Origin of the sequence: Paraburkholderia podalyriae, from assembly GCF_014397785.1 — a bacterium.
Taxonomy (GTDB): domain Bacteria; phylum Pseudomonadota; class Gammaproteobacteria; order Burkholderiales; family Burkholderiaceae; genus Paraburkholderia; species Paraburkholderia podalyriae.
This window is the reverse complement of the sequence record NZ_VZQQ01000018.1, coordinates 43,883-69,087: the sequence shown is the minus strand read 5'-3', so window position 1 is coordinate 69,087 and position 25,205 is coordinate 43,883. Positions and strand designations below refer to the sequence as shown.

The 25,205-nt window shown below is 62.8% G+C and carries 23 protein-coding genes and 1 pseudogene; 18 read left to right on the top strand and 6 right to left on the bottom strand.

The features are described 5' to 3' along the window. Window positions 1-222 precede the first annotated feature (222 nt). Together F6X42_RS21815 and F6X42_RS21810 are read left to right on the top strand one after the other, a co-directional pair. Window positions 223-708 carry a MerR family transcriptional regulator gene (locus F6X42_RS21815; RefSeq protein WP_187636180.1) on the top strand — a complete coding sequence of 162 codons (486 nt, stop codon included), beginning with the start codon at window positions 223-225 and terminating at the stop codon, window positions 706-708. Further along, window positions 642-1,049: a carboxymuconolactone decarboxylase family protein gene (locus F6X42_RS21810; protein ID WP_187636179.1), complete on the top strand. Its 408-nt coding sequence runs from the start codon at window positions 642-644 to the stop codon at window positions 1,047-1,049. Before F6X42_RS21815 ends, F6X42_RS21810 begins: the two co-directional genes overlap by 67 nt. 37 nt (window positions 1,050-1,086) lie before the next feature. Here F6X42_RS21810 and F6X42_RS21805 read toward each other — a convergent pair whose 3' ends face one another. From F6X42_RS21805 to F6X42_RS21790, 4 genes are all read right to left on the bottom strand, one after another. Beyond that, the gene (locus tag F6X42_RS21805; RefSeq protein ID WP_187636245.1) at window positions 1,087-1,545 is read right to left on the bottom strand and encodes an MEKHLA domain-containing protein; all 459 of its coding nucleotides are present in this window, start codon (window positions 1,543-1,545) and stop codon (window positions 1,087-1,089) included. 106 nt (window positions 1,546-1,651) lie between these two features. After that, the gene (locus tag F6X42_RS21800) at window positions 1,652-3,130 is read right to left on the bottom strand and encodes a DASS family sodium-coupled anion symporter (protein WP_187636178.1); all 1,479 of its coding nucleotides are present in this window, start codon (window positions 3,128-3,130) and stop codon (window positions 1,652-1,654) included. 55 nt (window positions 3,131-3,185) lie between these two features. Continuing rightward, on the bottom strand, window positions 3,186-4,133 hold the full coding sequence (locus tag F6X42_RS21795; protein ID WP_187636177.1) for a lactate/malate family dehydrogenase: 948 nt from the start codon (window positions 4,131-4,133) through the stop codon (window positions 3,186-3,188). Between the two features lie 102 nt (window positions 4,134-4,235). Next, entirely contained in the window at window positions 4,236-4,619 is a 384-nt protein-coding gene (locus tag F6X42_RS21790) for a nuclear transport factor 2 family protein (protein WP_187636176.1), read from the bottom strand. A 190-nt stretch (window positions 4,620-4,809) separates the two neighbouring features. On the opposite strand from F6X42_RS21790, the gene F6X42_RS21785 reads away from it, so the two are divergent. The 14 genes from F6X42_RS21785 to glnA all read left to right on the top strand — a co-directional run bounded on the left by F6X42_RS21785 (window position 4,810) and on the right by glnA (window position 19,246). Further along, window positions 4,810-4,965, top strand: a complete 156-nt coding sequence (locus F6X42_RS21785) for a hypothetical protein (RefSeq protein ID WP_187636175.1) — start codon at window positions 4,810-4,812, stop codon at window positions 4,963-4,965. 81 nt (window positions 4,966-5,046) lie between these two features. After that, window positions 5,047-5,877, top strand: a complete 831-nt coding sequence (locus tag F6X42_RS44155) for a GGDEF domain-containing protein (protein ID WP_246530170.1) — start codon at window positions 5,047-5,049, stop codon at window positions 5,875-5,877. After that, entirely contained in the window at window positions 5,798-6,535 is a 738-nt protein-coding gene (locus tag F6X42_RS44150) for a putative bifunctional diguanylate cyclase/phosphodiesterase (protein WP_246530169.1), read from the top strand. The genes F6X42_RS44155 and F6X42_RS44150 overlap by 80 nt, the downstream gene beginning before the upstream one ends. A 291-nt stretch (window positions 6,536-6,826) precedes the next feature. Next, the gene (locus F6X42_RS21775) at window positions 6,827-8,242 is read left to right on the top strand and encodes a GH1 family beta-glucosidase (protein WP_187636174.1); all 1,416 of its coding nucleotides are present in this window, start codon (window positions 6,827-6,829) and stop codon (window positions 8,240-8,242) included. Between the two features lie 96 nt (window positions 8,243-8,338). Next, the gene (locus F6X42_RS21770) at window positions 8,339-9,577 is read left to right on the top strand and encodes an ABC transporter substrate-binding protein (RefSeq protein WP_187636173.1); all 1,239 of its coding nucleotides are present in this window, start codon (window positions 8,339-8,341) and stop codon (window positions 9,575-9,577) included. 7 nt (window positions 9,578-9,584) lie between these two features. Then, entirely contained in the window at window positions 9,585-10,541 is a 957-nt protein-coding gene (locus F6X42_RS21765; RefSeq protein WP_187636172.1) for a carbohydrate ABC transporter permease, read from the top strand. Beyond that, window positions 10,538-11,455 (top strand): carbohydrate ABC transporter permease, encoded by a 918-nt coding sequence (locus tag F6X42_RS21760; protein WP_187636171.1) that lies wholly within the window; start codon window positions 10,538-10,540, stop codon window positions 11,453-11,455. The genes F6X42_RS21765 and F6X42_RS21760 overlap by 4 nt, the downstream gene beginning before the upstream one ends. A gap of 3 nt (window positions 11,456-11,458) precedes the next feature. Further along, a complete protein-coding gene (locus F6X42_RS21755; RefSeq protein ID WP_246530168.1) occupies window positions 11,459-12,619 on the top strand; it encodes an ABC transporter ATP-binding protein in 1,161 nt (386 codons plus the stop codon). Window positions 12,620-12,664: 45 nt separating this feature from the next. Then, the gene (locus F6X42_RS21750) at window positions 12,665-13,717 is read left to right on the top strand and encodes a LacI family DNA-binding transcriptional regulator (protein ID WP_187636170.1); all 1,053 of its coding nucleotides are present in this window, start codon (window positions 12,665-12,667) and stop codon (window positions 13,715-13,717) included. A 483-nt stretch (window positions 13,718-14,200) separates the two neighbouring features. Then, a complete protein-coding gene (locus F6X42_RS21745) occupies window positions 14,201-15,913 on the top strand; it encodes a SulP family inorganic anion transporter (protein ID WP_187636169.1) in 1,713 nt (570 codons plus the stop codon). A gap of 226 nt (window positions 15,914-16,139) precedes the next feature. Next, window positions 16,140-16,694: a hypothetical protein gene (locus tag F6X42_RS21740; RefSeq protein ID WP_187636168.1), complete on the top strand. Its 555-nt coding sequence runs from the start codon at window positions 16,140-16,142 to the stop codon at window positions 16,692-16,694. Further along, window positions 16,679-17,182, top strand: coding sequence for a hypothetical protein (locus F6X42_RS21735; protein ID WP_187636167.1), 504 nt, complete (start codon window positions 16,679-16,681; stop codon window positions 17,180-17,182). Before F6X42_RS21740 ends, F6X42_RS21735 begins: the two co-directional genes overlap by 16 nt. Window positions 17,183-17,443: 261 nt before the next feature. Next, the gene (locus F6X42_RS21730) at window positions 17,444-17,647 is read left to right on the top strand and encodes a hypothetical protein (protein ID WP_187636166.1); all 204 of its coding nucleotides are present in this window, start codon (window positions 17,444-17,446) and stop codon (window positions 17,645-17,647) included. 93 nt (window positions 17,648-17,740) lie between these two features. After that, window positions 17,741-19,246, top strand: coding sequence for a type I glutamate--ammonia ligase (gene glnA / locus F6X42_RS21725; protein WP_187636165.1), 1,506 nt, complete (start codon window positions 17,741-17,743; stop codon window positions 19,244-19,246). 47 nt (window positions 19,247-19,293) lie between these two features. Here the strand turns inward: glnA and F6X42_RS21720 are convergent, their stop codons facing one another. Together F6X42_RS21720 and F6X42_RS21715 are read right to left on the bottom strand one after the other, a co-directional pair. Further along, window positions 19,294-19,932, bottom strand: a complete 639-nt coding sequence (locus F6X42_RS21720) for a LysE family translocator (protein WP_187636164.1) — start codon at window positions 19,930-19,932, stop codon at window positions 19,294-19,296. Between the two features lie 181 nt (window positions 19,933-20,113). Beyond that, window positions 20,114-20,990: pseudogene (locus tag F6X42_RS21715) on the bottom strand (LysR family transcriptional regulator). Window positions 20,991-21,141: 151 nt separating this feature from the next. Between F6X42_RS21715 and F6X42_RS21710 the strand changes: the two are divergent. Beyond that, window positions 21,142-21,576 (top strand): VOC family protein, encoded by a 435-nt coding sequence (locus F6X42_RS21710; protein ID WP_187636243.1) that lies wholly within the window; start codon window positions 21,142-21,144, stop codon window positions 21,574-21,576. Window positions 21,577-21,948: 372 nt separating this feature from the next. Beyond that, complete coding sequence (locus F6X42_RS21705; RefSeq protein ID WP_187636163.1) at window positions 21,949-25,197, top strand: efflux RND transporter permease subunit; 3,249 nt, start codon at window positions 21,949-21,951, stop codon at window positions 25,195-25,197. The last annotated feature ends 8 nt before the right edge of the window (window positions 25,198-25,205 follow it).

Below are 25,205 nucleotides of genomic sequence, written 5' to 3'. Positions count from 1 at the left end.
AGTGGTGGCCTGTCCGCGACGCCCGACCGGTGACAAGCCGCAATCTTGGTCATTCGCCCGTACCGCCCCGACTGGCGGTGAGTGATGGGCAGATTACCGGTAACGGGCGACGCAGTTTCTTCGCCGCGACTGCTGCGCTTTTTTCCGCGCTCGCGCATGGCTAGCTGACACCGCGTTTCGCTTGACTTAGAGTGCACTCTAAGTCCTAACCTCGAGTCCGTCATGTCGAAATCGCTAACGATCGGTCAGGTGGCCGCAGCCACTGGTGTTTCCGCGCATACCTTGCGTTACTACGAGCAAGCGGGCTTGCTGCGAGCAGTCGGGCGAACCGATGCCGGACACCGGCTGTATTCGCCGGCCGATCTGGACTGGCTGCAATTCGTTATGCGCCTGAAGGCGACGGGAATGCCGATAGCCTCGATAAAGGTCTTCTCTGAGCTGCGCGCCCAAGGCGACTCTACGTACGATACGCGGCGCGAGATGCTCGCTGAGCATCGAGACACGGTCCTGGTGCATATCGCTGAACTGCAGTCGAATCTTGCTGCAATCATGGACAAGATCGTCTGGTACGAGACCGCCACAAGGAACGCAGCGCGACATGACGACAGTTTCCAACCACATCAACAGGAAGAGGACCCGTCATGGATACCGGATTCAATACAACGCACACAAACCAGGACCGCTACGCGCAGGGGTGGCAAAAGCTGAGGGAGATCGACGGTGAAGTCGGCGAGAAGGTAGTCGCAGCGCTGGCGCCTATCGCTCCAGACTTCGGCCGCCTGTTGATCGAATTTGGCTTCGGTGACATCTATAGTCGGCCGCAACTCGATCTGCGCGCCCGCGAGATAGCGACGATCGCGGCCTTGGCTGCGCTCGGCAATGCTCAACCGCAATTGAAGGTCCATATCGAGGCGGCACTGAACGTCGGCTGCACGCGCGACGAGATCGTTGAGGTGTTCATGCAGATGGCACTTTATGCGGGCTTTCCGGCAGCACTGAATGCATTGTTCGCCGCACACGAAGTGTTTGCCGCGAAAAGCGGGGAGTAGCACGGGAACGCGCGGCGACGTGCGCCCGGCGTAGCGATCAGATGTCGCGCGTCCGCGGGATGACAACGGCCTGGCCGTGCAATTTGCCGTCCGCGTCGAGAAGTTGCCACAGTGTGGCTTCCTCGATGATGAAGCGCTGGCCTGACTTGGTGACACGCACGCCCTTGTAGCCCGCCTCGTAGCCCAGCCGCTGCACGCGTGCCAGGAATTGCTGCCGCTCCTCGCGATTCGGGGCCTCGGCGGAAAGTCGGGACGGCAGTCGGGTGATTTCATCCCAGCTGTATCCGAAGCGGCGCTGCGCGGCCATGTTGCCGTAAATAAAGAGCGGGTCGGGATCGGTGTTGTGCGCGAGTACCGCGAACGGGGCACGCTCATAGAGCCATTCGGTAGCTTCGTCCACGGGCATGGCCTGCGGCACCAGGGGGCGACCAAGCAGTTTGGCGAAGCTGTCGGCAAGGAGCTGATAGAAAGCGGGATCGCGGTGCAGTGGAATCATCTGAGACATCTAGATGGAGATCGTGGACCCGTGCAAGGGCAAAGGCGCTCACGATACAGCATCTGCAAGCGAAAGTTTCGTGGCCTTCTGACCCGGCGCGAATCGCTCAAATATGCCCGAGCACCTTCCACCAGAGCGGCCCGACAACCAGCCATGCAACCATATAAAAGAGGCTCATCAGAAAACCCGCCTTCCACCATTCGCCCTGCGTCACATAACCCGCGCCGAACATGACCGGACCGGAGCCGATGCCGTATTGGGTCAGGCAACCGTTCACGTTGCTCAGAATCCCGAGGGCGACCGCGGCGACGAAGGGCGGGATGCCGGCGGCGACCATCAGCGCCATGGAAAGTGGAAACAGAGCGCTGATATGCGCGGTAGCGCTGGCGAAAAAGTAGTGAATATAAACGTAGATCGCCGCCACCAGCATATAAACGGCTAGCCTCGGGAAGCCCGCGAGGTGCGCGCCGAATTCCTTGCCGAACCAGCTCACCATGCCATATTCGTTGAGCTTGGAGGCCAGCATGATGAGCAGGCCAATCCAGATCATCGTGTCCCAGGCGGATTTTTCGTTCAACGCGTCCTGCCAGGTCAGCACGCCGCTGATGAACAGCAACGAAACGCCGATCGCCGCCGCGAGCGTCGCGCCTACACCGAGATCGTCGCCGAACACCCACAGCACCAGCAAGCCGACGAAGATAGCCGCCATGATGATTTCCCTGGCCGAAATCGGGCCCATCGTTGCGAGCTCTTTTTGCGCGAGGTCGATGGCATCGGGGGTGCGTCTGACCTGCGGCGGCGCGATCCATAACATGGCGATCGGAATGACGGCGAGGCACAACAGGCCGGGGAGGGATGCCGCCACCGCCCAGTCGAGCCAGCTGATCGAGACGCCCTGGTCCGCGGCGAGCTTGACCGCGAGCGGATTGCCCGCCATTGCCGTGATGAACATGCCCGCCGTGATGATGTTCGCGTGGAAGGCGCAGAGAATCAGATAGCGTCCCACCTTCGCGCGTGATTGCGGATCGTCGGCGTGGCTGCCTAGCACTTCGGCAATCGCTCGCGTGATCGGCAACATCACGCCGCCCGCGCGCGCGGTGATGCTCGGCATGGCGGGGGAGATCACCAGTTCGGTCAACACGAGCCCATAGCCGAGGCCCGTCGTTCGCTTCCCTAACAATCGCATGAACAGCAGCGCGATCCGGCGGCCAAGGCCGGTCTTGATCACGCCGCGTGAAATGAAAAACGCGAGCATCACGAGCCATACGAGGTCAGTGCCCGTGGATCGGGTGACGTCGGCAAAGGACAGCACGCCGACGAGCACGCCGATGGTGGAACCGATGATGGCAACCACCGACATCGGCAGCGGTGCGGTCATGATGCCGGCAATGGTCGCGACGAACACGGCGAACATATGCCACGCCTTGGGCTGAAGGCCGGCGGGCGCGGGCAGGAACCACAGCACGACGCCGACCGCGACCGGCACGAGATATTTCCAGACGCCGGCCGGCAGTCCGACCGACGGCTTCGGCGAGGTCGGTGGGGAACTGGTGGGCTGTGAAACCTTGGCAGGTGATGGAGCCATGATGGACCTCTGCTTGCCAGCGTTGCTGGGTGCTTGCGGAGTGCGCGCGAAAGCGTCACCGCTCGTGGAGAACGTTTTCGGTCGCCTCCTTGACGATGCGCGCGCTGCCTAGCAGGGCTGTCCGCTCGCCAGGGTCGAGTTCCGGATAGGCGATCAACCGCGCGCCCGCGCCATTGACGACCATCGGCAGCGACACGCACACGTCCGGTACGCCTTCCACTTCGGTCTGCACGATGCCAACCGTGAGGATCAGATCGGTGTCATGCACGATGGCCTCGCAGATCCTTCCTATCGCGCTAGCGATGCCGTAATGGGTGGCGCCTTTGCCTTCCTTGATGAGCTTCGCCGCCTCGTGTACGGAGCGCAGCATCAGATCCCTGCTGGCGGGGCCCAGTTCCTTGCCGTTCCTCGTCAGGAAGGTTTCGAGGGGCATGCCGCAGACCGTCGCGGCGGACCACTGGATCACGGCCGATTCGCCGTGCTCGCCGAGCACATAAGCGTGAATCGCGGATGCCACCACGCCGAGCCGTTCGGACAGCAGGGAGCGCAGCCGCCCGGTGTCGAGCGAGGTGCCGGTGCTGATGACGCGCTCGCGCACGCAACGCAGTTGACTGTAAACGGCGCCAGTCAGCACGTCGCACGGGTTGGTCGCGATCAGATAGATGGCTTGCGGCGCGAGCGGTGCGATGCGCTCGACAATTCCGGCCGCGATGTCCGCATTGGTTCTGGCAAGGTGCAGACGGGTTTCCCCGGGTTTGACGCCGGCGCCAGCGGCGATCACGACGATGTCGGCGTCGCGCGCGTCTTCGTAGTCCCCGGCCCGGAAACGGCTGTGCCCCCAGAATGCCGCGGCGTGGGCGAGATCGAGAACCTGTCCTTCAGCGCGCACCCGCGCGACGTCGATGATCACGACTTTCGCGCTCGGAATGGCCAACGCCACGAACAGGGCGGCCGATCCCCCCACAAGCCCGGCGCCGACGATAACGATCTTTGCCTGCCGCATCGCGAACCTCGGTCAGTTCGGGCTTCGGCCCTGGCAGACATGGTGGCACGCGCGCGTTTCTCATCAATCGGACCTTGGTCCTACACGGCCGCAACACGCTTTTCAGCCGATCCGATCGACCCATTGACTGCGCCAATCCGGTGCCTCGAACGGGTCCGCGAAATATTGGGTCTCGCGGACCACTTTGCCGTCGCGGAACTCCATCATGCTGACCGTGTAAGCGATGCGCCCCTGATAGTTGATGGTGTACTCGGTTATCCACAGATTGCCGTTGCCTTGAATTCGCCTGACCTCGAAACCCGATGGCTTGCCGGGATGATGACCGCGCAGTGCCTGCAGATTGATTCGTCCGTGGATGCGCTCGCCTGATTGGGGATAGTCGCAGATCGCATCGTCATCGTAGATAGCGTGTTCGGCGTCGAGATCGCCGTCCGCCGACGCTCGCCAGTGTGCGTTCAAGGCTTCACGTAGCGCTTCTTCGTTCATGGAGGGCCTCCAGATCGGGTGTTGAAGTCGACCAGTCGCGGGTGGTCGTCGCGTTGCTATTCTCGCCTTTATCGGCATAGCCGTTCTCAAATGGGCTTCGATTCGCGACCGGCAAGGGTATGCCGCCTTTCGATCGGGAGCGGAACTTGCTCTTGAATCAGGTATGGCAACGAACCGAGGAGAAGGCGCCATGGCCACCGCACCGAACAAAGACGAGAACCCGATCCGCCCGGATCAGTCCGACGTCGTGCAGACGGATTTGCCTGACGTCGGTCCATCGCAGGACCCGGATGAACCGCCGCTCGATCCCGCCGTCGACCCCGATCGCGAGGACGACAAGCCGTAGTCGAGCGCATTCGCCCGATAAAAAATAGAAGCGGAATGCGGGTGTTTCTGGGTGTTTCTGATAGCTGCGGCATTTCTGCTCATGGCAGATTTGCCGCGCGGGTTCGGCTGTGCGGCGACCAACGCGCACAGCGAACTCAACGGAGACGGACTCGTGGTCACGGCGACTTCGTTCACCGTGCTAGTGGGTACGCTCGCATTGCTCGGCTTTCTTACGAGCAGCCTCTCCATCTCGCTCAAGCGCGCGAACCGGCAACTGCATTATCTCGGCACGCACGACGCGCTGACGAATCTGCCGAACCGCCAGCAACTCTCGTTGCGCATCGCACAGGCGGTCGCCGAATCCGCGCGCAGCGAATCGCCGTTCGCCGTGCTCTTCGTCGACCTCGACGGCTTCAAGTCAATCAACGATTCGCTCGGCCATCGCGTCGGCGACGATCTGCTGCAAGTGTGCGCCGAGCGATTGCGCCACGACCTGCGCCATACCGACATGGTCGCGCGGCTGGGCGGAGATGAATTCGTGATCGTGGTCGACGACGTGGTCGATGCGTCGTCCGCCGCGGCGGTCGCCAATGCCGTGCTGCGGCGGCTGAGCCAGGAGATCGTTGTCAACGGCTTGCCGCTGCGCGTGAGTGCGAGCATCGGCATAGCGATCTACCCTCATGATGGCGACAATGCGGACGAACTGCTGCATAGCGCGGACGCCGCGATGTACGCCGCCAAGCAAAGCGGCCGCAACACGTTCCGCATGTTCGAGCCGGAAATGCAGCGCGCTCAAGTCGCTGATCCTGCAGCGCGATCTGCATCGTGCGTTGAGCGACGGCGAACTCAGTATGTCTTTCCAGCCGAAGTTCAGCGTTGCATCGCAATCGGTGACTGGCGTCGAAGCCCTGATCCGCTGGCGTCATCCTGAACTGGGCGAGATTCCTCCGCTCGAATTCATCCCGATCGCGGAACGCTCGGGCCTGATCGTCGAGATCGGCGATTGGGTGCTGCGTGAAGTCTGCCGCAACATTGCGCTATGGGACGCGCAAGGGCTGCCCGCGGTTTGCGTGGCGGTGAACCTTTCGCCGATCCAGTTCAGCGTGCCGGACCTGGTGGCCCGCATCGATGCGCTGATCGGGGCAGCCGGCGTCGAACCGTGTCGCCTGATGTTCGAGATTACGGAAACGACAGCGATGCAGAACATCGAGAAGACGAGCCGCACGATCGAAGCGCTGCAGGCGCGCGGTTATACCGTCGCCATCGACGATTTCGGCACCGGATATTCGAGCCTTTGCTATCTGCAGCGCTTCGGGTTCGACCAGATCAAGATTGACGGCACGTTCATGCGCGATCTCGACGCCGACGGCCAACGGGGCGGCGCGTTGCTGTCCGCCGTCGTGACGCTAGCGCGCGCGTTGCAGATCGATGTCGTGGCGGAGGGCGTCGAGACGGAGTCGCAATTCCGCACGCTCAGCGAACTTGCCTGCGATCAAATGCAGGGCTTCCTGTTGAGCCGGCCGTTGCCCGCCGCGGAGTGCCTTGCGTTCCTGCGTTGCGCCGCGGACCGGATCGCCTTGCCTGGATAAGCTGATTGCCGACGATCTGAGACTTTGCGCTGAACGGCTGCCCCCCATTTCCCCCCGCAAGCTGCAACCCTACGCTCCAGTCGAATAGCCGTCGATGCGCCCGGCATCCTCGTCGCGCGCATGCCAGAAATCGCTCCAGACAAACCCGGATTGCTGCTGGGATTCGCCCGCTGCTATCGTTCGCTGGTCGGTGTGGAAGCGCTTCCATTCAAGCGTTCACAGTAAGCTCGAACGCGAGCGCCTCAGCTTCCATCACACCCGGTTCAACGACCTCATCGCAGGAGAGAATCCGTGGAAAACGATGCATCGGCAGTCATCGACGCAGCCCATTCAAGCGCTCACGGCGACCCGCATACCGATCCCTTCACGCCGCCCGCCGATTCGTCGCTGTGGCGCAAGGACTTTCTGCTCGGCGCGGCCACCGCGTCGTATCAGATCGAAGGCGCGGTCAACGAAGACGGCCGCCTGCCGTCGATCTGGGACACGTACTCGGCCACACCGGGCAAGGTGTTGGCCGGCGACACCGGCGCGGTCGCGTGCGATCACTATCATCGCTGGGAACAGGACGTCGACCTGCTCGCGGGCCTCGGCCTCGAAGCGTACCGGCTGTCGACCGCGTGGCCGCGCGTGATGGACGAAAACGGCGCGCCGAACCGCAAGGGGCTCGACTTCTACAAGCGTCTGCTGGGGCGGCTCAAAGAGAAGAACATCACGACTTTCGTCACGCTGTATCACTGGGATCTGCCTCAGCATCTCGAGGATCGCGGCGGCTGGCTCAATCGCGACACCGCGTACCGATTCGTCGATTACGCGGACCTGATGAGCCGCGAGCTGCACGGCCTCGTCGATGCATGGGCGACGCTCAACGAGCCGTGGTGTTCGGCGTACCTCGGCTACGGCGACGGCCGTCACGCGCCGGGACTGTCGAACGTGCGTTTCGCCACGCAGGCCATACATCATCTGCTGCTCGCGCACGGTCTCGCGATTCCGGTGCTGCGCGCGAACGATCCGCGCTCGCACAAGGGCATCGTCGCGAACGTCGGACGCGGCACGCCGGATAGCGACAGCGCCGCCGACCGTCGCGCGGCCGAGCTGTTCGAAGTTCAGCACAACGCGTGGATTCTCGATCCGCTGTTCAAGGGCGACTATCCGCAAGACCTGTTCGAACTGTGGCCGGGCAGCGAGCCGCTGGTGCTCGACGGCGACATGCAGACCATCAATACGCCGCTCGATTTCCTCGGCATCAACTATTATTTCCGCACCAACGTGGCGAGCGACGGCGGGCATGGCTTCAAGGACGTGCCGCTCGAGGGCGTCGAGCGCACGCAGATGGGCTGGGAGGTTTACCCTGATGGTCTTCGCGATCTGCTGACCGGTTTCAAGGATACCTACGCCAATCTGCCGCCCATCTACATCACCGAGAACGGCATGGCATCGAACGACCAGGTGATAGACGGCCGCGTCGAGGACACCCAGCGCATCTCGTTCCTGAAGCGCCATCTCGCCGCGGTCGATCAGGCGATCAAGGCGGGCGTCGACGTGCGCGGCTATTTCCTGTGGTCGCTGATGGACAACTTCGAGTGGGCTTTCGGCTATGAGCGGCGCTTCGGCATCGTTCACGTCGACTATCCGACGCAGAAACGCACGATCAAGCGCAGCGCGGAGCTGGTGTCGAAATTCCTCGAAGATCGCAACGCGCAAGCGTAATCAACACCATTAAAACGACGCAACAACGATGTAAAACCGGGTGGAGCTGGTTGGTATTTCGATTGACACACGGGCAAGGAGCCCGGAGGAGACGGAATGAACAGCAACAGAATGGTCTTGCGAGGCGTGGTTGCGGCACTGGCGCTGTATGGCGTCGTCGCGCACGCAGAGCCGCTCAAGGCTAACGTGATTCACTGGTGGACCTCGGGCGGCGAATCGGCCGCGATTCGTCAGTTTGCGGTCGCTTACGACAAGGCCGGCGGCCAATGGGTCGACAACGCGGTCGCCGGCGGAGATCAGGCGCGTGCCACCGCGATCAACCGGATCGTCGGCGGTGATCCACCCACCGCCGCCCAGTTCAATACGTCGAAGCAGTTTCACGACCTGATCGACCAGGGACTGCTGAATAACGTCGACGACGTCGCCTCGAAGGAAAACTGGAACGGCATTTTCCCGCAGTCGATTCTCGACAGTATCCGCGTGAAGGGCCATTTCTACGCGGCGCCGGTCGACATTCATATGCCGGCGTGGTTCTTCTATTCGAAGCCGGTGTTCCAGAAAGCGGGCATCGCGAGCGAGCCCAAAAGCTACGACGAATTCATCGCCGATCTGGGCAAGCTGAAGAGCGCGGGCGTGATTCCGCTCGCGTTCGGCGGCCAGCCGTGGCAGGAGAAGATCACGTTCGACGCGGTCCTCGCCGATGTGGGTGGCCCGGACCTGTATATGAAGATCTATCGCGATCACGATCAGACCGCGGTGAACTCCGAGGCGTTCAAGAAGGTGCTCGTGGCGTTCAAGCGGCTGCACGATTTCGTCGATCCAGGTTCGCCTGGCCGCAACTGGAACGACGCGACCGCGCTCGTGACTTCGGGCAAGGCCGGCGTTCAGATCATGGGCGACTGGGCGAAGGGCGAGTTCGTCGCGGCGAATCAAACGGCGGGCAAGGACTTCGGCTGCTTCCCGGGCTTCGGTCCGCGTTCGCCGTATCTGGTCGCGGGCGACGTGTTCGTGTTCCCGAAGACCGACAGCGCGTCGGCGATCAAGGCGCAGAATCTGCTCGCCACGGTGATGACCTCGCCGTCCGCGCAGGTCGCGTTCAGCGCGAAGAAGGGCTCGATTCCGATCCGGTCTGACGTCGACGAAAGCAGCCTCGACGTCTGCGCGAAGGAGGGCATCGCGATCATGAAGGACAAGTCGCGCCAGTTGCCGAATCCGGAAATGCTGCTGTCGCCGGATACGCAGGGCGCGCTGACCGACGTCGTGACGAACTTCTGGAACAAGAACGAGTCCGTCGACGACGCGCAGAAAGCGTTCGCCAGCGCATTGAAGGGCTAAACCTGCCATGCACGCGCTGAAGCTGCCAGCCGAGGGTTCGAAACCACACGGCAAGTCGCAACCCGGGCCGCGACATAAACCGCTGAACAGGCGGTTTTCGATCGCGGTCTGGCTGGCCTTGCTGCCGATGCTCCTGACCGTCGTGTTCACGTACCTGGGCACGATGGTCTGGACCGCGCGTGTATCGCTCAGCAATTCGCACACGTTTCCGTCGAACGACTTCGCGGGCCTCACGCAGTACGTGCGGCTGTTCCACAACGACCGCTGGCTCGTGTCGCTGCAGAACATCGTGATCTACGGTGCGTGTTTCATCATCGCGTGCATGGTCATCGGTCTGTTACTGTCGATCTTCATCGATCAGCGCGTGGTCGCGGAAGGCGCGTTGCGCACGGTGTTTCTGTATCCGTACGCGATGTCGTTCGTCGCGACCGGGCTCGTGTGGCAATGGATCCTGAATCCGGGGCTCGGCGCGCAGCAGGTGCTGCGCAATATCGGCTTCACGCATGCGCGCTTCGACTGGATCGTCGATCAGGACTGGGTCATCTACACGATCGTGATCGCCACCGTGTGGCAGGCGTCAGGGCTCGTGATGGCGCTGTTGCTCGCGGGCCTGCGCGGTATCGACGAAGAGTTGTGGAAAGCCGCGCGCATCGACGGCATTCCGCGCTGGCGCGTGTATGCGAGCATCGTGGTGCCGATGCTCGGACCGTCGATCTCGACCGCGTTCGTGCTGCTGTTCGTGATGGTCGTGAAGCTGTACGACGCGGTCGTCGCGATGACGCAGGGCGGCCCTGGCACCGCGAGCGAAGTGCCGGCCAAATTCATCATGGACTATCTGTTCGGGCGCGCCAACATCGGCCTCGCGTCGGCGGCATCGATCGTGCTGCTCGCGACGGTGCTCGCGATTCTCGCGCCGTTCTTCTATGCTCGCAGCCGCGCGGCGCTGCGCGGGGAGAGGCAATGAACACGCTCGATTCCACGCTCAAAGGCGGCGTACCGCATCGCACGCACACGCGGCATCGCCGCTCGGCGTTCTCGCCGGCACGCATTGGCATCTACGCGTTCCTGCTGAGCGCCGCGGTGTTCTTTCTACTGCCGCTCTACGTGATGCTGGTCACGTCGGTCAAACCGATGAGCGAGATCCGCCTCGGCAATCTGCTCGGCTGGCCGATGCATTTCACGCTCGACGCGTGGAGCGCGGCGTGGCAGTCGGCCTGCACCGGGCTCGATTGCAACGGCATTCGCGTCGGCTTCTGGAACTCGGTGCGGATCGTCGTGCCGAGCACGGTGCTGTCGATCGCGGTCGGTGCGGTAAACGGCTACGCGCTGTCGTTCTGGCGGCCGCGCGGCGCGGCTCTGCTGTTCGGTGTGCTGCTGGTCGGCGCGTTCATTCCGGTGCAGGTGATGGTCTATCCGCTCGTGCGCGTGCTCGCGAGCGTGCATCTGTTCAGCTCGCTGCCCGGCATCGTGCTGATCCATACGATGTTCGGCATGCCGGTGATGACGCTGCTGTTCCGCAATTACTACGCGTCGATTCCGCAGGAGCTGTTCAAGGCCGCGCGTATCGACGGCGGCAGCTTCTGGCGCATCTTCTTTCAACTGATGCTGCCGATGTCGACGCCGATCATCGTCGTCGCACTGATCATGCAGGTCACGAACATCTGGAACGACTTCATTCTGGGCCTCGTGTTCGCCGGCACGAAGAATCTGCCGATGACGGTGCAGTTGAACAACATCATCAACACGACGACCGGCGAGCGGCTGTACAACGTCAATATGGCGGCGACCATTCTGACCTCGATGGTGCCGCTCGCGGTTTATTTCATTTCGGGCCGCTGGTTCGTGCGCGGCATTGCGTCGGGCGCCGTCAAGGGGTAGGGCATGGCAGACATGGCTAATACGATCGACGTGGCCGGCGTGCCGGGTGCCAGCGCGGACGCTGGCTCCGACGCCGCGGTGCTCACGCATCCCGCCAATGTCGCGGTCCGCAATCTGACGATTCGCCTCGGCTCGAACACCGTGATCGAGAGCCTCGATCTCGACGTGCTCGCCGGCGAATTCGTCGTGCTGCTCGGGCCGTCGGGTTGCGGCAAGTCCACGCTGCTGCACAGCATCGCGGGCTTGATCGACGCCAGCGACGGCAGCATCGAGATCGCCGGCGAGGACATGACGTGGGCCGATCCGAAGGATCGCCGCATCGCGCTCGTGTTCCAGTCGTACGCGCTGTATCCGACGATGAGCGTCGAGCGCAATCTGTCGTTCGCGCTGCGCATCAATGGAACGCCGAAGGCGGAAATTGCGCGGCGTGTCGCGCGTGTGTCGGAGATGCTGCAACTGGGGCCGCTGCTCAAGCGCAAGCCGTCGCAGTTGTCTGGCGGACAGCGGCAGCGTGTCGCGATCGGCCGCGCGATCGTGCGCGAAGCCGACGTGTTCCTGTTCGACGAACCGCTGTCGAATCTCGACGCGAAGCTGCGCACCGAGCTGCGCCGCGAGCTGAAGCAACTGCATCAACGCCTCGGCGCGACGATGATCTACGTGACGCACGACCAGGTCGAGGCGATGACGCTCGCGACGCGCATGGCCGTGATGCGCGGCGGCGTGATCCAGCAGTTCGGCACGCCGGCCGAGGTCTATGCGCGCCCCGACAACCTGTTCGTCGCTACGTTCCTCGGCTCGCCGGCGATGAATCTGCTGAAGGGCACGCTCGAGACGCGCGACCGCGCGCTTCACTTTTGCGCCGGGCAGGTGCGGATCGACGTGTCGGCGTACGCGTTCAAGGAGGCGCCGGCGCAGCGCGTGCCCTGCGTGCTCGGCGTACGCGCCGAAGACGTGCATATCACGGAAAGCGCCCGCGAGCGCGCAAAAGTTTCGCTGATGGAGCCAATGGGCAACCACCGCGTGATCTGGCTCGACTATCATGGCGACCAGATCGCGTCGATCGATCAGACCAAAGCGCCGATTGCGGAGGGTGACACCGTGGCGTTCTCGTTCGACGCCGCGCATGTCTCGCTATTCGACGAAGCGAGCGGCGCGCGCTTATAACGCCGCGGCGCGTCACGCGCGAAGCGGCTCGTCGAGACAGGCTTGATGGAGAACCGCGTGGCAACACTCAAGGACGTCGCGGAACTGGCCGGTGTGGGCATGTCGACCGCCTCACGGGCCATTTCCGGCAAGGGACCGATTTCCGCCGATGCCGCGGCGCGCGTGAAGGCGGCGATCGAGGCGCTGAACTTCCGCCCGTCGTCGATCGGCCGGGCGATGGCGACGCAGCAGCTCGGCATCATCGGCATCTTCGTGCCGACCTTTTTCGGTTCCTACTACGGCACCATTCTGAAGCAGACCGACACCGAGCTGCGCGCGGTGGGGCGCCATGTCGTGGTCGCGACCGGTTGCGGCGAGGTGTCGCCGCGCGAGCAGGCGATCGAGGCGGTGCGCTTCCTGATCGGCCGCGATTGCGACGGCGTGGTCGTGATCAGCCACGATCTGCACGACGAAGACCTGATCATGCTGCATGGCATGCATCCGAAGATGGTGTTCCTGAATCGCGCGTTCGAGCAGTTGCCGGAAGCGTCGTTTAGCGCGGATCATCGGCGCGGCGGCGAACTCGCGGCGCGCACGCTGCTCGATCATGGACATCGCGACATCGCGGTGATTGGCGGGCCCGCTACCGCGTCGGACAACGTGATGCGGATCGATGGCTTTTTCGCCGAGCTCGCGCGAGCCGGCATTGCGCGTGACGACGTCCCGCTGATCGAATCCGACTTCTCGCCCGAAGGCGGCTACGAGGCCGCGCAGAAACTGCTCGATACGCAGCGTCGCGTGACGGGCCTGTTCTGCGCGAACGACACGATGGCGGTCAGCGTGCTCGCGCGCTTCCACCAGGCGGGCATTTCAGTGCCGAACGATATTTCCGTGATCGGCTACGACGACGACTACTCGGCCGCATACGCGGCGCCAGGGCTCACGTCGGTGCATATTCCGACCGCCGAGCTTACGCGGAACGCGGTGCGCTGGCTGATCAACCAGTGTTACGGCACCACGTGGGAGATCTTCCGCGACTTCCCGCTCAGCGTGACGATGCGCGAATCGGTCGGGCCAGCGCCGATGGCGAAGAAAAATACGCGCGGCGGGATCCGTTAGACGGACGTGGCGCGCCGATTCGCGTTTTCACTTATGTATGCGACAGCCGTTTTAAGGCCGCGGTAATCCTTCGCAATAGTGCTTTGCGGTTTTCCCCCATTAAACTAACTTTGAATTTCTTTACACTTGCTGGTAACAAGTTGTTACGGGGTGAGTGTGATGTTGACCATTTTTCTGATCGTCTGTCCGATCTGCATCGCTGTACTGTTCGGTTTTGCGCGCCATGTCGATCCGCTGACAGGCCAGTTCAAACGTTGAATCTTTGCGCGCTTTTCGCTGCGGCCGCGCCGTGAAATTTTCGCATTGAGGTTGACGCGTCGTTAGCTTGTCGTAAGTTTGAATAAGCAATCGTTTGCTTTCTTTCGGTTTGCTTTCTCGTTTCCGTTTTCGTCAATAGCCCGTCCTATCCTCGTCAAGTCTTGCCTTGACATGCCGGTTCGCGGCACGATGCGCGATTAGCTTCGTTTTGGGTCAGCATCGCGTATGCGAGATTCTCTGCAGAAAATGGCCGCACGTGCCGGCGCGCCGAAGGGCGTTCTTCCTTTGAGCCGGGTTGCGGCGGCGCGCGATGCGCTGGCCGGCGTGCAGCTCGCGTCGATGGACATTCCGCAGGTGCTCGGCTATGCGCGCATTGCCGGCATGCCGGCCGTCACCGGGCTCTATACGGTGTTCCTGCCGCTGGTCGCGTTCGCGTTCTTCGGCGCATCGCGGCATCTGGTCGTCGCCGCCGATTCGGCCACCGCGACGATCTTCGCGAGCCGTCTGGCGACGATGGCGCCCGCGTCGAGCGCCGAATACGCGGCGCTCGCGGCGATGGTCGCGCTGCTGACCGCCGCGCTGCTACTCGTCGCGCGTATCTTCAAGCTCGGCTTTCTCGCCGATTTCCTGTCGCGCACGGTGCTGGTCGGCTTTCTCGCCGGCGTCGGCGTGCAGGTCGGCATCGCGATGCTCGGCGACATGGTCGGCGTGCCCGGGCATGCGGCGAGCAGCGTGAATCAACTGCTGCTCGTCGTGCGCGAGGCCGCGCAGATCAATCGGCCGACGCTGGCGATCTCGGTGCTCGTAGTGGTCGCGATTCTCGTCTGCCAGCGTTTCTGGCCGCGCTTGCCGGTGCCGTTGATCGCGGTCGTCGCGGGCATTGCCGCGAGCGACACGTTCGGTTTCGCGGCGCACGGCATCTCGATCCTCGGGCCGGTGGAGGGCGGATTGCCGCCGCTGTGGATTCCGTCGGTGAGCTGGCAGCAGATGCTCGATCTCGTGCCGGTCGCCGCGTCGTGCTTCGTGATGATCGTCGCGCAAAGCGCTGCCGCGAGCCGCGTTTTCGCCGAGCGCTATCACGAGTCGGTCGATACCAACGCGGATCTGCTCGGCATCGCGGCTGCCAATACGGCGGCGGCGTTTTCCGGCGCGTTCGTCGTCAACGGCAGCCCGACGCAGACCGCGATGGCCGATCGCGCGGGCACCCGCAGCCAGTTCGCGCAACTCGTATTCGCGGCGGTCGTGGTGATCGTGCTGCTGTTTTTCAGCCGCTATCTGCAGTATCTGCCGCACTGCATTCTCGCGAGCATCGTTTTTACGATCGCGGTCGGGCTGGTCAATGTGCAGTCGCTCTTTTCGATTCGTCGCGAGAGTCCCGGCGAATTCTGGCTAGCATTGTCCACGGCGGCGGCGGTCGTGCTGATCGGCGTCGAGCACGGCATTCTGCTGGCGGTTGCGTTGTCGTTGCTGCGTCATGTGCGGCACAGCTACCGGCCGCACACGATGATGCTCGCGCCCAACGGCGACGGCATGTGGGTGCCGGTGCCGGCGGTGCCCGGCACGGAGACCGCGCCGGGGTTGATCGTCTATCGCTTCGGCGCGGATCTGTTCTATGCGAACGATCATTTTTTCGTCGACGATATGCGCCGCCTGATCGATCACGCACCGAACGCGGTGCGCTGGTTCGTCGTCGATGCGAGCGCGATTACGGATGTCGATTATTCGGCGGCGCGCTCGGTGGGCGAGTTGTGCTCGACGCTCAAGCGCAATGGGATCGAGGTGATCTTTGCGCGGGTGAATCCCTATTTGCGCTCGGATATGGATCGGCATGGGATCACGCCGATCGTCGAGGAGCGCTGCATTTTCGGCACGCTGCATGAGGCGCTGAGCATGGCCGGCGTGGAGAAGCCCCATGAGCGGGTCAAGGGGGCGCCGTGACGGCCTGGGTCAAATGCGCCGAAGCGACAAAGCAACGAAAGCCGCTGCGAATTTGAATAAGATAGGTAGCGCGGCAGTCATGTTCAATTGCGGCTTGACGCGCGGAATCGAAAAGGCATAACTCGAGCAATTCGGGTTGAAGATGGTGCTGATTCCGCCAACTTGCGCGAAGGCTTCATTGCGACATGCGAATTTTGGATCCAAACCATTTTTTGTGAGGTCGAAAATGAAGATCGGATTCGGGAGAGCATTCAAATCGCTAGATGTCGATCACCTGCTGTATGCGGACATCTGGAACCTGATAGCAAGCATCAAGCCAACCGCGAGCAAACCACACGGCGAGGGTACGTTCGACGCTCCCTACGGTCCCCTTGGCATCGGAGACTGGTATTGGTTGAGCCAACAGACAGTCGGTGAAGCAACCGTGTTCATCAAAGTCGCAGACCGGCTCATTGCAAAGTGGGGCGCAGCCGCGAAAGGATTGAAGAGCTACACGTCGGACGTGACTGAAGTTCCGGCTGACCTGTTCGCCGGGGATGTCCTCAAGGCGACTTCGCACGTGGTATCCGCAAGCGAGTCGGCCGATAAGGCGCGCGAATTCGACCCGAAGAAGCAGACGGTGTACACCCGCAAGGCACGGCGGGTCGAGAAGGTTTATTCGACAGCCGCTAGGCGCGGCAATTGCTGTGGGGGCAAACCAGCGGCGACGAGGACGCGGTCGCCGACCGGGACAAGTCAGGAGGCGGCGTTTTCATGGCGACGTTCATGCTGCTCGACCTGATCGAGAAGCAAATATGCTATGGGCAAAACGGCCAGTACTATTCCTGGGCATCGATGTTGATGCATGCGGGCGCGACGGACGCGCAACCCGCTCCGGACGACATTGAAGGACGGAGCCGGAAACCGGGCGGCACACGCAAGATGGCGAAGCATCCGATGGCCGGTTTCGGAACGGTCAGTATGGGGAAGTCGATAGCCCAGAATAACGCCAATGAAGCAAGGAATCGCGTCATTTCGATTGCGACTGCCTGGTTGGCTAATTACCTGGCCGAAAACGACACCGAGAGCGACTATAAGTACGTGTTTATCAAGAGCGTGAGACGGGACATCACACCAAAAACGCCAACTCGCCTGAAATCCTATGCGCATTTGCGAGACGTGAGCCGGATTGCGCTCCGCACGCGGGCCGTTTCGACCTCGTGCCTGCTGACAGGCAGCAAGACGAAGGAGATCGGGTATCTGGATGCGGGCGTGCAAGTCTGGCAATAGACCGTGCGCACTACCAGCGCTTTAACGCGTTGTGTGCAAGCAGTCAGCGCCTGAAAGCGCCGTTCACGATCAATACCCAGCTACCTGATCGCCGCCGAGCGCATCGGCGGTGCGCCACCTCGGACGCGAGAAAACCGTCAAACGAGCGATTCCATTGCCTAAGATCAAGTTACGCGCGCCGTGAGGACAGCCCTGCGGCTCGCGAACGGCTTGATTGTCGCGCAGCCTTTTCCCGCGCGGCTTTTCCACAAGGAGATCACGATGAAAGCAAACGACACGGGCGACGTGCGCGCCTTCGTGCAAACGGCCGAACACAGCGGCGAGCATGTCTGGGTAATCACCCTGGTCGACTTCGGGGCTCGTGAGGTCAAACGCTCGCTCGTTTCGGACGAGACGTATGCGACCCCCGCCGCTGCCAGAGATGCCGGGGAGGCCCATCTGAAGGCACTGTCGCAAGACCGCTAGGCCCGCTCACTGCCGCCTTGTTTTCGCACGCGGACGTACTAACGTTGGACTATAAGTACACGGACGGTAAAGGGGCGGAAGAGGGCAAAGTTCATGGCCAGTACGCAAGGAACCACCGGGTCGCCGTTTGCGGTGTCCGCTGAAGCGGGCGGCTATCGCGTCACGCGACCGCAAAACGCCAGCGACGTGATCGAGCTGGTCAAACAGCACGGTATTCAGATCGTCGATCTGAAATTCACCGATTTGCCCGGACTCTGGCAGCATTTATCGATCACGCTCCCCGAAGTTCACGACGACCTGTTCAGCGCCGGCATCGGTTTCGACGGTTCATCGATCCGCGGCTTTCAGGAGATCCACGAGTCCGACATGCTGCTCAGGCCCGACCCTGCAACGGCCTTCGTCGACCCGGCTTGCGGCACGCCGACCCTGTCGATCATTTGCGACGTCGTCGATCCGGTGCTGCTGCAACCGTATTCGCGCGATCCGCGCTACGTCGCGAAAAAAGCGGAGAACTATCTGCGCCAGACCGGCATCGCGACGACGTGTTATTTCGGGCCGGAGCTGGAATTCTTCATCTTCGACTCGATCCGCTTCGGCCAGGATCAGCACTGCGGCTACTACTACGTGGAGTCGGGCGAGGGCGACTGGACCACCGGTCGGGACGAAGGCGCATACGGCGGCGGCAACCTGGGTTACAAGCAGCGTTATAAGGAGGGTTATTTCCCGGTGCCCCCTCATGACACGCTGCAGGATATCCGCTCGGAGATCGCGCTGACGCTTCAGCAGGCAGGCGTACAGATCGAAGTGCATCACCACGAAGTTGCAACCGCGGGACAGAACGAGATCGACATGCGCTTTGCGACGCTCACGCGCATGGCCGACAACGTGATGATCTACAAGTACATCTGCAAGAACGTCGCGCGTCGGCACGGCAAGGTTGCAACCTTCATGCCGAAGCCGCTGTTTGCCGACAACGCCAGCGGCATGCATTGCCACCAGAGCCTGTGGAAAGACGAACAGAACCTCTTTTACGACGCGGGCGGCTGGGCGCTGACTTCCGACCTGTGCCGCTGGTATATCGGCGGATTGCTGCGGCACGCGCCCGCGCTGATGGCTTTTTGCGCGCCGACGACGAATTCCTACAAACGGCTGGTGCCGGGCTACGAGGCGCCCGTCAATCTGGCGATGTCGCAGCGCAATCGTTCGGCCGCGGCGCGCATCCCGATGTATTCGGATTCGCCGAACGCGCGGCGCGTCGAATTCCGCTGTCCGGACCCGTCGGCCAATGCATATCTCGCTTTCGCGGCGATGCTGATGGCCGGCCTCGACGGCATTGAAAACAAGACCGATCCCGGCGCGCCGCTCGATCGCAACATCTACGATCTGCCGCCAGAAGAGGCCCGCAAGATACGGCAGGTGCCGGGCTCTCTCGAGGCGGCGCTGGCGGCGCTCGAAACCGATAACACGTTCCTGCGCCAAGGCGATGTTTTCACCGACGACGTGATCCAGACCTGGATCGACTACAAGCGCAGCCGCGAGATCGACACCATCAAATTGCGTCCGCATCCATGGGAGTTTTACCTGTACTTCGATATCTAGAAGAACAACGCAGGCGGCCCACAGCGTCCCGGTGCGCCGAACCCACCTCAACGCGTCGACGTCAACAATTTGATCCCCGCAATGCCGAACATCACCGCGAGCGAGCCATCGAGCCAGCGCCGGATCGCCGTATAGATGCGCCGCGCGGACGCCGTCGAAAACAGCATCGCGTAGCTGCTGAACACCGTCGCGCCGATCACCATGCAGCCAAGCACGACCGGCATCACGTGCGCGGCGCCGTGTACCGGCGACATCGCGAGCGACACGATCGACAGCCAGACGAGTACCGCTTTCGGATTCGTCAGATGCAGCAAAAGACCACGCAGATAGAGCCGCCCGAGCGGTTCGTCGATGCGCGCCGCGCTCGCGGCCGGCTTGTCGGCGCTCAACGCCGAGCGCGCGGACTTGAAGCCGAGCCACAGCAGATACAGCCCGCCCGCGATCCGGATCGCGACGAGGCATTGCGAGTAAGTGGCCAGCATCGCCGACAACCCAAGCGACGCGAGCAGCGCCCACGAGAACGAGCCCGACACCACGCCGAGCGCGAACACCAGCGCCGCACGCCGGCCCGCGCTCATCGCTAGCGACATGATCGCGAGATTGCTCGGGCCAGGGCTCGCGGTGCCGACGAAATAGGCGCTGTAGGCGATCAGGACATCGGCGGTGAGCACAGGGCTGGCGATCATGGCGGGCACAAGTCGGGGCGGGGCGCGTGTTTGGCGACGCAATGCAACGCGACGCGCCACACAGCCGGTTGAATGAAACGACGATTCTGCGCGCCGTCGCGCGCGGCTCACAGATACAGTTGCGCGTTCGGCTGGCAGCCCACTCGAATCGAACTCGCGTCGAACGCGCCGCGACGAGCGCTCAACCGTCCGCCGCGCCCGCAATGCACTCCGCCAACGCGTCGGCGACCACCGGCCGGCTGTGCCGCGGCCGCAGCACGAGCCCGATCTCACGCTCGAAGGTCGCATCGCCGAGTTCGAGTGCCACGACGCTCGCCGGCCATTTGGCGAGCCCGGCCGTGTCGGGAATCAGCGCGACACCCATGCCGCGCGCGACCAGTTGCACGATCGCCTGCAACTCGTCGAGCTCGACTGCGTCGCGCACGCCAACGCGCGCGCGACGCAGAAAACGGTCGACGAGCCGTCCGCCGAACGACGCCCGGTCGTAGCGGATGAACGGCTCGCTGCGCAGCAGTTCGCGCCACGAGCGGCCGCCGCGCGCGAGCTTTTTCGGCGCGAGCAGCACGAACGGTTCGGCGACCAGCGTGCGCCATTCGAGCTCCGACGGCAGCGCGAACGGCGGCTTGATGATGACGGCCAGATCGAGTTCGCCCGAGTCGACCTGGCCGAGCAGTCCCAGCGACACGCCCGGCACCACGCGAATCCGCCAGCCGGGACGCTCGTTGCGAAAGCGCGCGAGCGCGTCGGCGAGCAGCGACACCTGCGCGGACGCGATCGCGCCGACCCGCAGCATGCCGCTTTCGGCGGCGCCGCCGCTGCGCTCGGAGAGCCGCGCGTACAGCGTCATCATTTTCCTCCGCGAGCGCGAGCGTTTCGCGGCCCGCCGCATTGAGCGTCGCCGAGCGGCCGGTGCGGTCGAACAGCTGGAAGCCGAGTTCCGCCTCGAGCCGCTGCATCTGCGCGCTGACGGCCGATTGTGTGAGCCCGATGCGTGCGCCCGCCCCGGAAAACGTGCCGTACTGGCTGACCGCGATGAAGGTTTTCAACTCGTTGAGCATGATCGATCAATCGATTTTGGTGATGGTCAGATCAAATATATATCGTTTCTCAGCATTTTTATTCATGGTTAAACTGACTCTCGCATCGGCCGGTTCGTCGGTCGCGATCGCCGGTCACATCAACCCACACCACCCAGCGAGTCTTCCCATCATGAGCGTTGCCGAAACCGCTTTGCCGCCGTTCCACCTGGCGTTTCCTGTTCATAGCCTCGCCGCGGCGCGCCAGTTTTACGGCGAATTACTAGGCTGTCCGGAAGGGCGCAGTTCGGACGCGTGGGTCGATTTCAATTTCTACGGTCATCAGATCGTCGCGCATCTGGCGCCGGACGAAGTCGGTCATCGTCATACCAGCGCGGTCGACGGCAACGCGGTGCCGGTGCGCCACTTCGGCGCGGTGCTGTCAATGGAGCAATGGCAGGCCGCCGCGGACAAACTGCGGAAGGCCGGCATCGAATTCATCATCGAGCCGCACGTGCGCTTCAAGGGCGAAGTCGGCGAGCAGGCGACGATGTTCTTTCTCGATCCGTCGGGCAATGCGCTGGAGTTCAAGGCGTTCGCCGATATGTCGTCGCTGTTCGCCAGGTAAGCGTCGCGGGCGTTGATACTAACGGGCGGATAGTTGCGAATGAAAAGGCCGGTCGACCCTCGAGGTCAACCGGCCTTTGTACCTTGGAGCGCACGGCCGTGTGGAGCAAAATGGCGTATCGCGAAAGCCGTGCCCGCGTATCAGCAAACGTTCCATTAACTGCGCGTATATTTAATCAACAAACGTTTGCCCGGTGCCTAATTCGACGCAAGTCCGACGGTTGTCGTCAGCCTTCGAAAATCGCGCATCGGCTTTCAACAAGCTTCCTGACAATTTCGCCATTTTGGCGCCATGCAGGCGTTGGTTCTACCGATCTAGCATAAGCGCAGATTCAATCCCTTCCTCCACCCGCATTTTCTCTGGCCCGTTTCAATGTGGATCGTCAACGTAGCGCTTAAGCGGCCATACACGTTCATCGTGATGGCGATTCTGATCGTGCTGGCGACGCCCTTCGTGCTGTTCACCACGCCCGTCGACGTGCTGCCGGAAATCAACATTCCGGTCGTCAGCATCATCTGGACGTACACTGGGCTGTCGGCCGAGGACATGGCCAACCGCATCACGTCGGTCAACGAGCGCAGTCTGACCACGACGGTCAACGACATCGAACATATCGAATCGCAGTCGCTCGCCGGCATCGCGATCCTGAAGGTGTTTCTGCAGCCGAACGCGAACCTCCAGACGGCGATCGCGCAGACGGTCGCCATCGAGCAGGCGCAGTTGAAGCAGATGCCGCCGGGGGCCACGGCGCCGCTGGTCATCAGCTACTCGGCCTCCAGTATTCCGGTGATCCAGCTCGGGCTGTCGAGTCCGAAACTGTCGGAGCAGGATCTCAATGACACGGCGCTGAATTTCCTGCGTCCGCAACTGGTGACGATTCCGGGCGCGGCCGTGCCTTATCCGTATGGCGGCAAATCGCGGCTGATCTCGGTCGATCTCGACACGCGCGCGCTACTGGCCAAGGGCCTGACGCCCGCCGACGTGGTCAACGCGTTCAACGCGCAAAACCTGATTCTGCCCACCGGCACGGCCAAGATCGGCCCGAAGGAATACACGATCGACATGAACGGTTCGCCACCGACGTTGGAAGGCCTCAACGATATTCCGGTGCGCACCGTCAACGGCGCGACGACCTATCTGCGCGAAGTCGCGCATGTGCGCGACGGCTACTCGCCGCAGACCAACATCGTGCGGCAGAACGGCCATCGCGGCGTGCTGATGTCGGTGCTGAAAAACGGCAACGCATCGACGCTGGCGATCGTCGATACGTTGAAAGGCATCTTACCGGCCGCGCGCGCGGCGCTGCCGCCGGATCTGCAGATCACCGCGCTGTTCGACCAGTCGGTGTTCGTGAAGGCGGCGGTGCAGGGCGTGGTGCGCGAAGCGTTGGCGGCCGCGGCGCTGACCGCCGCGATGATCCTGCTGTTCCTCGGCAACTGGCGCAGCACCTGCATCATCGCGATCTCGATTCCGCTGTCCATTCTGACGTCGCTGATCGTGCTGCATGCGCTGGGACAGACCATCAACATCATGACGTTGGGCGGGCTCGCGCTCGCGGTCGGCATATTGGTCGACGACGCGACCGTGACGATCGAGAACATCGAGCGGCACTTGCACATGGGCACGAATCTGCACGATGCGATTCTCGACGGCGCCGGCGAAATCGCGGTGCCGGCGCTCGTGTCGACGCTGTGTATCTGTATCGTGTTCGTGCCGATGTTCTTCCTGACCGGCGTCGCGCGCTATCTGTTCGTGCCGCTCGCGGAAGCGGTGGTATTCGCGATGCTCGCGTCGTACATTCTGTCGCGCACGCTGGTGCCGACACTCGCGATGCTGCTGATGGGCCACGCGCACAAGCCGAAGGCGGGCACCAAGCCGAATCTGCTCATGCGCCTGTATCACCGCTTCGACGCTGGCTTCGAGCGCATGCGCGCGGCCTACATCATGATCCTGAGCAGCCTGCTCGTGCGTCGCAAGATGTTCGGCGCACTGTTCCTCGGTTTCTGCGTGCTGTCGATGGGCCTGTTCTTCACGCTCGGCGAAGACTTTTTCCCGAGCGTCGACGCGGGCGATATCCGCTTGCACATGCGCGCGCCGACCGGCACGCGTATCGAGGAAACCGCGCGGCTCGCCGACGAGGTCGAAAAGGTGATCCGCGAAGTCGTGCCGCCGAGAGAACTGGGCACGATACTCGACAACCTCGGCGTGCCGTATAGCGGTATCAATCTGTCATATAGCAACGCGGGCACGATGGGCACGCTCGACGGCGAGATCCAGATTGCGTTGAACGAAGGCCACAAGCCGTCGCAGATATACATGGACAAGCTGCGCGCCCTCCTGCCGCAGCGTTTCCCGGGCGTCGAGTTTTTCTTCCAGCCGGCCGACATCGTCACGCAGATCCTGAACTTCGGCCTGCCCGCCGCGGTGGACGTGCAGATTACCGGCGCCAATCAGCAGGGCAACCTCGACGTCGCGCGCAAGCTGCTGAAGCAGGTGAGGCTGATTCCCGGCACCGTCGACACGCATATCCAGCAGAAGCTGGATGAACCGGTGATCGATCTGCACATGGACCGTACGCGCCTGCAACAACTGAACCTGACCGCGAACGACGTCGCGCAGAACGTGCTCGTTTCGCTATCGGGCAGCTCGCAGACGTCGCCTGGCTTCTGGATCAACAACAGGAACGGCGTGGAATACAGGGTGGCGGTGCAGACGCCGCAGTACCGGGTCTCCTCGATCGACGAACTGTTGCGCACCCCGGTGTCGGCCACGATGAACGGCCCGACGCAACTGCTCGGCAACCTCGTGCAGGTCTCGCCGCGCAGCCAGTTCGCGGAAGTCACGCATTACAACATCCGCCCGGTGATCGACCTTTATGTAAGCGTCGAAAAGCGCGATCTCGGCAGCGTCGCGAATCAGGTCGACAGGATCGTCAACGAGGTGCGCGGCTCGCTGCCGCGCGGCAGCTCGATCACGGTACGCGGTCAGGTACAGACGATGCGCACTTCCTTCTTCGGACTCGGCATCGGTGTCGCGATGGCGATCGTGCTCGTGTATCTGCTGATCGTCGTCAACTTCCAGTCGTGGATCGATCCGCTGATCATCGTCAGCGCGTTGCCGGCGGCGCTCGCGGGCATCATGTGGATGCTGTTCCTGACCGGCACCCACCTGAGCGTGCCGGCGCTGACCGGCGCGATCATGACGATGGGCGTCGCGACCGCGAACAGTATTCTGATGGTGTCGTTCGCGCGCCAGCGGCTGTCGGCCGGCGCACCGCCGCTCACGGCCGCGCTCGAAGCGGGCGCGAGCCGGATCCGTCCGGTGCTGATGACCGCGTTCGCGATGATCATCGGCATGATTCCGATGGCGCTCGGTATCGGTGAAGGCGCCGAGCAGAACGCGCCGCTCGGCCGCGCGGTGATCGGCGGGTTGCTGTTCGCGACCGTATCGACGCTGTTTTTCGTGCCGCTCGTGTTCGCCGGGATTCACTCGTGGCTCGCGCGCCGTCATAAGAACGGCGGCGACAACGGCGGCGGCGACGGCGGTGAGGATGGCGGTGGAAGCGGCGGCCATAGCGGCAGCCCGGCGCCGGAACACAGCAGTGCGGCGACGCCCGCGTAAAAGTTAAA

Coding starts and splice junctions, on each gene's coding strand:
- F6X42_RS21815 (WP_187636180.1), top strand. CDS start 223: ATGTCGAAATCGCTAACGATCGGTCAGGTGGCCGCAGCCACTGGTGTT.
- F6X42_RS21810 (WP_187636179.1), top strand. CDS start 642: ATGGATACCGGATTCAATACAACGCACACAAACCAGGACCGCTACGCG.
- F6X42_RS21805 (WP_187636245.1), bottom strand. CDS start 1,545: ATGATTCCACTGCACCGCGATCCCGCTTTCTATCAGCTCCTTGCCGAC.
- F6X42_RS21800 (WP_187636178.1), bottom strand. CDS start 3,130: ATGGCTCCATCACCTGCCAAGGTTTCACAGCCCACCAGTTCCCCACCG.
- F6X42_RS21795 (WP_187636177.1), bottom strand. CDS start 4,133: ATGCGGCAGGCAAAGATCGTTATCGTCGGCGCCGGGCTTGTGGGGGGA.
- F6X42_RS21790 (WP_187636176.1), bottom strand. CDS start 4,619: ATGAACGAAGAAGCGCTACGTGAAGCCTTGAACGCACACTGGCGAGCG.
- F6X42_RS21785 (WP_187636175.1), top strand. CDS start 4,810: ATGGCCACCGCACCGAACAAAGACGAGAACCCGATCCGCCCGGATCAG.
- F6X42_RS44155 (WP_246530170.1), top strand. CDS start 5,047: ATGGCAGATTTGCCGCGCGGGTTCGGCTGTGCGGCGACCAACGCGCAC.
- F6X42_RS44150 (WP_246530169.1), top strand. CDS start 5,798: ATGTCTTTCCAGCCGAAGTTCAGCGTTGCATCGCAATCGGTGACTGGC.
- F6X42_RS21770 (WP_187636173.1), top strand. CDS start 8,339: ATGAACAGCAACAGAATGGTCTTGCGAGGCGTGGTTGCGGCACTGGCG.
- F6X42_RS21765 (WP_187636172.1), top strand. CDS start 9,585: ATGCACGCGCTGAAGCTGCCAGCCGAGGGTTCGAAACCACACGGCAAG.
- F6X42_RS21760 (WP_187636171.1), top strand. CDS start 10,538: ATGAACACGCTCGATTCCACGCTCAAAGGCGGCGTACCGCATCGCACG.
- F6X42_RS21755 (WP_246530168.1), top strand. CDS start 11,459: ATGGCAGACATGGCTAATACGATCGACGTGGCCGGCGTGCCGGGTGCC.
- F6X42_RS21750 (WP_187636170.1), top strand. CDS start 12,665: ATGGAGAACCGCGTGGCAACACTCAAGGACGTCGCGGAACTGGCCGGT.
- F6X42_RS21745 (WP_187636169.1), top strand. CDS start 14,201: ATGCGAGATTCTCTGCAGAAAATGGCCGCACGTGCCGGCGCGCCGAAG.
- F6X42_RS21740 (WP_187636168.1), top strand. CDS start 16,140: ATGAAGATCGGATTCGGGAGAGCATTCAAATCGCTAGATGTCGATCAC.
- F6X42_RS21735 (WP_187636167.1), top strand. CDS start 16,679: ATGCTGCTCGACCTGATCGAGAAGCAAATATGCTATGGGCAAAACGGC.
- F6X42_RS21730 (WP_187636166.1), top strand. CDS start 17,444: ATGAAAGCAAACGACACGGGCGACGTGCGCGCCTTCGTGCAAACGGCC.
- glnA (WP_187636165.1), top strand. CDS start 17,741: ATGGCCAGTACGCAAGGAACCACCGGGTCGCCGTTTGCGGTGTCCGCT.
- F6X42_RS21720 (WP_187636164.1), bottom strand. CDS start 19,932: ATGATCGCCAGCCCTGTGCTCACCGCCGATGTCCTGATCGCCTACAGC.
- F6X42_RS21710 (WP_187636243.1), top strand. CDS start 21,142: ATGAGCGTTGCCGAAACCGCTTTGCCGCCGTTCCACCTGGCGTTTCCT.
- F6X42_RS21705 (WP_187636163.1), top strand. CDS start 21,949: ATGTGGATCGTCAACGTAGCGCTTAAGCGGCCATACACGTTCATCGTG.